Below are 8577 nucleotides of genomic sequence, written 5' to 3'. Positions count from 1 at the left end.
ATCATTTTTTACTTTTTTTTAAAATAAAATAACATAAACAACTGGTTGTATTTCAATACATTACACTAAAATAAAAATAAAACATGAAAACAGAAAGAGTTAAAGGGAGCATGGCGCCTTTAAAGTAAAATATAGCACCCCATTGCAATGCATAAAAATAGGAAGTGCCTAGGAATGGATTAATCACAATAACGCTTGTTTTATGTTACTTTAATAAGGAAATTTTTCTGCACAGGTACGATTCATAAAGACATTACTGTATAAAGAGAATTCGTATGATCTGTAATTTGTAAAAAGAATCAAATTCTTGTAGAAACATGCTAAGCTATGCTAGCTTTCTTTATTTAATATTGAAAAAGTACTCTTAAAATCTATGTGGGATAACGAACAACAAAAAAACGATCCCGGACAGGACCCTGCTCTTGTCGTTAAACGCTTGCGTCCTGCGCGCCGACAAGTTTCGGCCCGTTGGCTTACGGGAACCGTTCTGACAGGAATCACTTCCTGCATTCTTATGGGTATTGCACTTTTTACGGCTCTTGATGAACAACAGCGATTGGTAACCCCTCCACAATGGTTTACAAAAGAAAACCTCTCCCATACACAAGATCCTGAGGCCAATGGGTATAAAGGTGATCGTATTTTTCCCACCCATGCACGACAAAGCTTTGACAGCAAACGTCAATTTGAACTATCGATTCTGCAAAAAAAAGGCGATGAACAAGTTATTCAAACACAACATTTTGAATGGATTCGTATGGCTTTAGCCGAAAAGCGCCCCCAGAAATATAGCTATCCAAAATTTGATTCTTTAAGCATTCTTGCCAGTGATTCGAAAAATCAAAGCGCCAAACCACAAGATTCTGGACAGATTTATGGAGCAAAGGTTGAAACAAAAATCACCTTACGCAGCTATGATTTTAAGGTAAATCAATTCGATTTTGACAACAACGATACGCTGACAGATGAAGAGGCACAACAAGAAGTGCAAAAAGCTGGATTCACTTTAGAAAAAAGTACCGAACTTCTTTCAGTTCTCACATTGATTGATCCTTTAAAATTAGAAGATGCATCCACTGATTCCCAAGGCACAGAATCCCCTGAAGTTCGCATTGTTCAAGAAAATGTAACCGTTTCTCCTCAAAGTCACCGTATCGATCTGACAAAAAACTATGTTGAAGATATTATTCCTATTCGTAAAAAACAAAAGATAGCCGATGCTTTCAAAAAAACCAGTTATACAAAAAAGCAAATTGAACAGGTTGTAAAAACGCTAGAAAAAATGAGCCTTTCCGATACCCTTAAAGAGGGAAGTCTTTTACGCATTGGTATTGTGACACAAGCTGGTGAAGAAGACCATCTCGTACGCGCAAGTATCTATCAAGGGATGTATCATGTTCTCACCATTGCGCTGAATGATAAAGGCCAATTCATTGAAAGCACAGAGCCTAAAATGTCTAAAGCTCTTAAAACGGCTTTTCAAAATGGTATTCCGCATTCTTATATCAATAGCGCGCAATTACCAACAGCTTATGATGCACTCTATAATGCCTTGCTAAGCCATAATATATCACAATCTCTCTCTCATCGTCTTATTCGTCTGCTTGCCACCAATATTGACATGAAAAGTCCGATAACCCCCAATGATCAAATCGAAATATTTTATGCCGTACCACAAAGCGATAAAGAAAACCAAAACGGCAAAAAGAACTTGAAAGCAAAGGAAGCATCCAAAAACACTGATCCAGAAATTCGTTATATTAGCGCAACTTTTGGAAATACAACTTATAAATATTACCGTTATCAATTAAAAGATGGAAGCGTTGATTATTATGATTCTGAAGGGAGGAGTTCAAAGCCTTTCTTGCTGCGCAAACCCACACCAAATGGGATTTTTGGCTCCCCCTTTGGTCCACGCAAACATCCTATTTTAGGCTATGTTCGCATGCATACGGGAGTTGATTGGGTTGCTCCTAAAGGATCACCCATTATTGCTGTAGGAGATGGTATTGTCACAAGAGTAGGCGTAACAGGTGGCTATGGAAATCACACGGAAATTCAACACGCCAATGGATATATCAGCAGTTATTCACACCAAAGCCGTTATGCACCAGACATCAAACCAGGCGTGAAAGTACGACAAGGACAAATCATTGGGTATGTTGGAACAACAGGAATGGCAACCGGTCCCCATTGTCATTTTGAAATCATTGTCAATGGCGTCAAAGTTGATCCCATGCGCATCCGTATACCGGATAGCAAAGCCTTAACCAATCAAGACCTACAAACATTCCTACAAGAAAAAAACAATATTGATTCTTTGATCAACAGCCCGATACCCCCCTCCGAAGAGACTTAAAGCATAAAAGCATCTGCATTTTTACAACTCAAAACATCTAAAAAATATGCTTTAGCGCTTATTTTTCTCAAAGAGATTTTCGCACTTTAAACATCTATAAAGAATACGCCGAAATATGCCACCACCCAAGGTCGCATAACAATGATTAAAAATAAAACGCCCTCCCCTTTGCATGTTTATGCATAATAGAAAAGTGCAAAATATGAAACCCAAAAAGGCTAACTCTTCTTGTTTGTTTCATCAAAACGATAAAAATCCCTTTGTTTTCCATGCAATAAAATTTTAATCAAAGGTGAGTTTTTCTAAAGATGAAGATTCTAAAACCCATATCATTCTATAAACAACCCGACTTCTTGTTGAAGAGATTCCACCTAATGCTTATGCTGTTCATAGCCCTAAAGGACGGTGTTTCATAGACTTTATGAGCAAGTTATCCTTAAGAATATTCGTTACACACTTTTACAAAAACACCATATATTTAAAGTTTTACATGCCTTACAAAAAATAACAAAACTTGAAAAAACAATCTCTTCGCAAAGAAATAGAGCTTACTAATATAAGTATTATTGATTTAAAGGAGCTCTTATTCAAAATAAATTTAAATTTTAACTTAAGCACTTAAAAGCTATAAAACATACAAAAAAGGAGAATTTTGAAAGCCTATAATCGGAGTCAACAAAGCGAAAAACAAAAAGACCAAAAGATGAAGAAGCAATGTTGCTTCTCTTGAAGACAATTGACAATCTGATGTAAATGGTGCTGTATTCGCGTTATCTAAGTCATATTTTATTCTCATTTTTATTAAAACGAACAAGCAGAGAGCAAAGAGTTTATCCCTTTTAAAAATCAGTCAGAGCTTTTTTTGAACTCTTCATGCGTAGTTTTGGCAAAGGAATGACAACCTTTGTGCCTCCTAAAGCAGAAGTTTCAAACAGAGGTTTTTCACCAAATTGCATACAGAGCTGTTCCACGACCACACGACCAAGTCCTGTTTTTTGTTCTAAAGTTTGGCTTTTCATTCCCACGCCATCATCCTCTACAATGAGCATCAATTGTCCATCTTTCTGGGGACCAAAAGAGATATAAATATGACCGGTACGTTGATCAGGAAAGGCATGTTTTAAGGAATTTGTCAGCAGTTCACCAAGGATAATTCCAAGTGTTGTCGCATCTCTTGAAGACAGGCGACAATCTTTAAAGTTGGTGTGAATAGTGATGTTTTCACGCAATTCAAAAGGGACAGCCAATTCGACATCATGCACAACAGAACTGAGAAACTCTGCCAAAAAAGTCGTTTCCATATCATCACTTAAGCGCAAACGACGATGTGCTGTAGAAATTGTCTGAATACGATCGCGTGCAGCTCCTAGAACAGAACGTACCTCTTCATTTTTGCTCCGGTTTAACTGGAGCCCCAGCAAAGAAGACACCGTCCCAAGAGAATTGCCAATGCGATGGCTTGCATCCTGCAACAATATTTCAACCCGTTGGCGTTCTTTTTCAGCGTGATTGCGTGCTCTTTCTAATTCTTGTGTTCGTTCTTTCACGCGGGCTTCCAGAGCGATATTTTCGCTATGAAGCAGCAATTGATACAATTTTAAAGAGCGTACATCACGATGAAAACGATTAATAACAAAATAGGCAGAAATAAAAGTACTCACAACGGAAACAATAGCCGCCAATGTCAAAGCAGCCCGCATCAATGCAATACCCTCACGCTGTTTTTGTCGCACCACATCATCCCCATTAATAAAGCTTGTCATCAATTGAGCTAAACGTGCCACAGGAATCTTTGATACTTCAAAAGAGGCAGCATGAGAAGGTTGTTCAGGAATCGCATCAAGAGCATGCATATGGGCATTCATAAATGCTTTTCGTGCTTCAACCTCTTTTTTAAAAGCCGTAAACCATTCATCCCATTGTGGATGCGCATAAACAATAAGTGCGATATAATCGAGAATATCCCCCAACTCCCGCTCTGCATTTTCAAAACGTATTTTATCTTCCACCTTGCGCGTTTTTGCATAGCTGCGATCAGCAACAGCCATATCAATCAAGCTAATAAGGACCAAATCAGCCTGTTCGCGTAATTCTGAACTTGTATTCAACTGTGCGACTTCTCGATCAACGGCATTTGAAAGCAACATAATAAAAACCGATGCCAAAAGAGCCATAACAAGAGAAACAACAATCGCTACCCACCGCCAGCGTGATATCGTTGCATCAGAAGAAGGCATTTGAGGCATCAAATTTGTTTTTGTTGTCATAGAATGTCCATTGGCGAACTTGAAAGTCGTCATTTTTCAGCACAAAGGAAGGCAACCTTATGGAACATAAAACCTAAAGCCCGTGGGAAAGTTTATACAGGCTTTTCTTATGTTCCTAAGGATACACGCCAAACACTCTGAATTTCCTCAGATACTGACTTTACTGTAATAGCTATAACGGGAATAAAAAAAACAAGGCTATCGATCATAATTATTATGCTTTTTTAGCCGTTAAATGAACACAATGTACTTCCAGCTGAATAAGAATCAGGACCATAATCAGACTCACCATCCACCTTGAGAAGTTCTTGTAATCGATTACGCGCCCTGCTCACACGGCTTTTAATGGTTCCAACAGCACAACCACAAATAGCCGCAGCATCTTCATAAGAAAACCCCGATGCGCCAATGAGAATAATGGCTTCTCTTTGATCGGCAGAAAGCAAATTTAAGGCTTTTTTGAAATCTTGCAAATCAAGCGATCCATATTGAGCAGGATGAACAGCAACATTTTGAGTAAACACGCCATCGGTATCTTGAACTTCTCTTCCCTTTTTACGCATTTGACTGTAAAATTCATTGCGCAAAATGGTAAAAAGCCAAGCCTTAAGATTGGTTCCCATCTCAAAACTATCTTGCTTAGCCCATGCCTTCATAACAGTATCTTGGACCAAATCTTCGGCTTTATCCTGCTTGCCACTTAAAGAAACAGCAAAAGCTCGTAAAGCCGGCAACACCGAAAGGAGTTCTTGTTTAAAGTTTTTCGCGCACTTTGACATAAAGGATTCAAACCTTTTCCACATTGTTTAAGCCAAATTGCTCTGCGTTTAAGCCAAATTGCTCTGCGCGCTCCAACTTCTCTAAAAGCTCGAGCAAACACCGCGGCAGTGCTTCTTCTTGAATTTCCATGTAAAATTGACGTAACTTCCGTGCTATTTCGCTATTGACCCCGAGAAGATCATCTCCAACTGTAAATTGTGTGGTGAGATTTTTTTCATCACGGTTGTTCATTTTTCATCCCCCTAATCCATATAATATCAGTAGCACCGCGAAGAATTTTTCGCCTTATGGTTGTAAATATGGCTATCGGTAAAAAGTTCCATACAAATCAAGGAACTTTTTTATCTGTTGAGAATTTCAACCAACAAAATGCTTGAAAGATCAAAGGAGTTATAAATTATGTCATTATCAACGCGCATTGCCCCGCATCTTCCCTATCTTCGGCGTTTTGCCCGCTCTGTCACCGGTAGCCAATCCTCTGGCGATGCTTATGTGTCAGCGATGTTGGAAGCACTCATTGCCGATATCTCCATTTTTCCCAAAGCATCCAGTGACCGAATTGGTACCTATTGGCTTTTTTGCCATCTTTTTGACCAAACCACACCGAACATCCCTGAACCCCTGCCCCAATTTGGTCTTGAACAAAAAACCAGTGCCAAATTATCCTATCTCACGCCCCGTGCGCGCCAAGCATTTTTGCTCATTGCCGTTGAAGGATTTCATGAACAAGAAGCCAGCGAAATCATGAATCTGGATACGAAAGAATTTCGTAAGCTTCTCAACCAAGCATCCATTGATATTTCTCAACAAATTGCCACTGAAGTAATGATTATTGAAGATGAACCTCTTATTGCGCTTGATATTGAGCAAATGGTAGAAAGCTTAGGTCATCATGTTGTGGGAATAGCGCGCACGCGTGATGAAGCTGTCATCATGTATCATAAGAAAAAACCACGGTTGATTTTGGCTGATATTCAATTAGCCGATAACAGTTCAGGTATTGACGCGGTCAACGAGATTTTGAAAAATGACCGTATACCGGTGATTTTCATCACGGCTTTTCCCGAAAGGCTGCTGACCGGCGAACGTCCAGAACCAACTTTTTTAGTGACCAAACCTTTTAACCCTGATATGGTGAAAGCGCTTATTTCCCAAGCTTTATTTTTTCAAGAGAATGCTTCTAAAGCGGCTTAGAACAGAGTAACATCTTAAAATTATGATCGTTACGCCTCTTTCAAAGCCTCCCATGGATAGATCTCATATGAGTGCGCTCATGCAAGCGATTCGTGGTGCTGATATTTGTGTTCTCTATCAGGCAACAAATCTGGTTTATTTATGGGCTGAAAACTTGCCACACCATTTGCACAATAAATGGCGGGTTGGGTGTCGTGACAGCGACTTTTTTTCGCTTGACCTTGCAGACAATATGGAAACCATCAAACTGCAAGTTTTAGCGAGTGGCAAAATGCAAACTGTTGAAGCCCGTTTTGAAGATACAAAAAAACAAGAGATTTGGTATAAATTTTCTATTGATTGCCATCGTAATGATAACGGAGACATTATCGGTATTATCACCACCGGTGTCAATATTTCCGGTTTACGCCGCCGTGAACAAGTGCTCAAAATCCTTCTTCGCGAGGTCAGTCACCGTTCTAAAAATCTTCTAGCGATCATTCAAAGTATTGCCAGCCAAACCGCCCGCTATACTGAATCTCTTCAGGTTTTCTTACGCAAATTTCAAGGTCGTCTTCATTCTCTTTCTCATTCTCAAGATCTGATCACTGATTCCGATTGGCGTGGCGCTCAATTTCGCGAATTGGTCCAAATGCAGGCTTTAGGCTATTTTATGAAAGAAACAGAACGTTTTTCACTTGAAGGCGTAGATCCTTATCTTTTTCCCAATGCCGCTTTGCATATTGGTTTGGCTTTTCATGAACTAATTGTCAATTCTCTTTCTTTTGGAGCCCTTTCCCAAGAAAAGGGTAGCATCTGTGTACGCTGTGAAATCGAAACAAAACTGAATGGCAAAACGCAACTTATCATCACTTGGCATGAAAATTTTGAATCCGACATCCCCCCCCCAAACAATAAAAAAGCCTGTTTTGGTAGTGCCGTTCTCGAAAAAATCGTTCCCATTTCCGTGAATGGTTCCGCTTTCCTCAAATTGACAAAAGAAGGAATTGTCTATTGCCTCTCTGTTCCTGATACTTATTTTGATATTTTTTCTTAAAAGAGCATTTCAAATAACAAACAAGAGAAGTTTTCCCTTTTCAGCAAAATTTCTCATCTATTTTATTAAGCACAAAGATATTTTCCAGCCTCTTTAAACCAACCACTATGTCCCCCAATAGTTCCCCAAAACCTTAACGATGAAAACTTAAGCCATATAAACTCCATTCCCGCTGTCAATCAACTTTCATCCCTTATAGAACCGCATATTTTAAGAGAGAAACCAAAACAATGAAGAGTAAACCGTTTCAGCTTTTATATGCCAAATAAAAGCGAACCTATTACCTATCTCTTTTTGTGTAACTTTCGCAATGCGCATACAATTCCATTTTGGCAGAATATAAAATTTCAAGGAGTAAAGCTAACATCCATCATCACTCTTCAGCTTTACGGGACTAAAGCATCCACGACAACAACAATTAACTGATGAAATTACACATTTTATGCTTTTATTTATCGCATTCTTTAATGGAGATATCCTCTTCAGGTACAATAGGACATCCTAAAACAGAATACACTTGTGTTTTTCATTCACGCACTTTTTTAATATTTCCCAGCGCATCCACGCTCATTTCAAAACAGTGTCTGTAAATAAAATATAATAGCCCCCGTAAAGTGAACCATCAAGCACGCCCCTTTTTACTCCACATCCTTCTTTACCTTCATACCTCTTTTCACTTCATAAAAGTAGTAGCTGAGCATTATCATACCCTTTGTCCCTCATGTTGCAACAGCCATTGACCTTTGAGAGCGTTCATAAGGGGCATTTTAGTCTTTTTTCAAATATTTCTCACCAACACAAAGCCCACACACAGCCTTTTATGACGTGCAAGCCAATGACTTTTATTAATTCACTATAGACCGGCATCTCAAAGGGGGAACGGACATCTCAAAGGGGGAACGGACATCTCAAAGGGGGAACGGACATCTCAAAGGGGGAAC

Annotated in this window: 7 protein-coding genes; 4 read left to right on the top strand and 3 right to left on the bottom strand. The window is 39.1% G+C overall.

All coding sequences use genetic code 11. From position 1 onward, the window contains the following. Positions 1-373 precede the first annotated feature (373 nt). Positions 374-2359, top strand: a complete 1986-nt coding sequence (locus ACFIJ7_RS02505) for a M23 family metallopeptidase (RefSeq protein WP_375635655.1) — start codon at positions 374-376, stop codon at positions 2357-2359. Between the two features lie 839 nt (positions 2360-3198). On the opposite strand, the gene ACFIJ7_RS02500 is transcribed toward ACFIJ7_RS02505, so the two are convergent. After that, the gene (locus ACFIJ7_RS02500) at positions 3199-4626 is read right to left on the bottom strand and encodes a sensor histidine kinase (RefSeq protein ID WP_375644535.1); all 1428 of its coding nucleotides are present in this window, start codon (positions 4624-4626) and stop codon (positions 3199-3201) included. A 3-nt stretch (positions 4627-4629) separates the two neighbouring features. Here ACFIJ7_RS02500 and ACFIJ7_RS02495 point away from each other — a divergent pair, with 3 nt between their 5' ends. Next, complete coding sequence (locus ACFIJ7_RS02495) at positions 4630-4767, top strand: hypothetical protein (protein ID WP_375635653.1); 138 nt, start codon at positions 4630-4632, stop codon at positions 4765-4767. 83 nt (positions 4768-4850) lie between these two features. Here ACFIJ7_RS02495 and ACFIJ7_RS02490 read toward each other — a convergent pair whose 3' ends face one another. Together ACFIJ7_RS02490 and ACFIJ7_RS02485 are read right to left on the bottom strand one after the other, a co-directional pair. Beyond that, a complete protein-coding gene (locus ACFIJ7_RS02490; RefSeq protein WP_375635652.1) occupies positions 4851-5405 on the bottom strand; it encodes an RNA polymerase sigma factor in 555 nt (184 codons plus the stop codon). A gap of 7 nt (positions 5406-5412) precedes the next feature. Then, positions 5413-5637: a NepR family anti-sigma factor gene (locus ACFIJ7_RS02485; RefSeq protein WP_375644534.1), complete on the bottom strand. Its 225-nt coding sequence runs from the start codon at positions 5635-5637 to the stop codon at positions 5413-5415. Positions 5638-5805: 168 nt separating this feature from the next. On the opposite strand from ACFIJ7_RS02485, the gene ACFIJ7_RS02480 reads away from it, so the two are divergent. Continuing rightward, positions 5806-6600, top strand: a complete 795-nt coding sequence (locus tag ACFIJ7_RS02480; protein WP_015856822.1) for a response regulator — start codon at positions 5806-5808, stop codon at positions 6598-6600. Between the two features lie 22 nt (positions 6601-6622). Beyond that, a complete protein-coding gene (locus ACFIJ7_RS02475; RefSeq protein ID WP_375635650.1) occupies positions 6623-7636 on the top strand; it encodes a sensor histidine kinase in 1014 nt (337 codons plus the stop codon). Positions 7637-8577: the final 941 nt, after the last annotated feature.

The sequence above is a fragment of the Bartonella sp. MR100HLJHH genome, assembly GCF_042194215.1.
Taxonomy (GTDB): domain Bacteria; phylum Pseudomonadota; class Alphaproteobacteria; order Rhizobiales; family Rhizobiaceae; genus Bartonella; species Bartonella grahamii.
The sequence above is the reverse complement of the archived record's forward strand: the minus strand, read 5'-3'. Positions and strand labels throughout refer to the sequence as shown.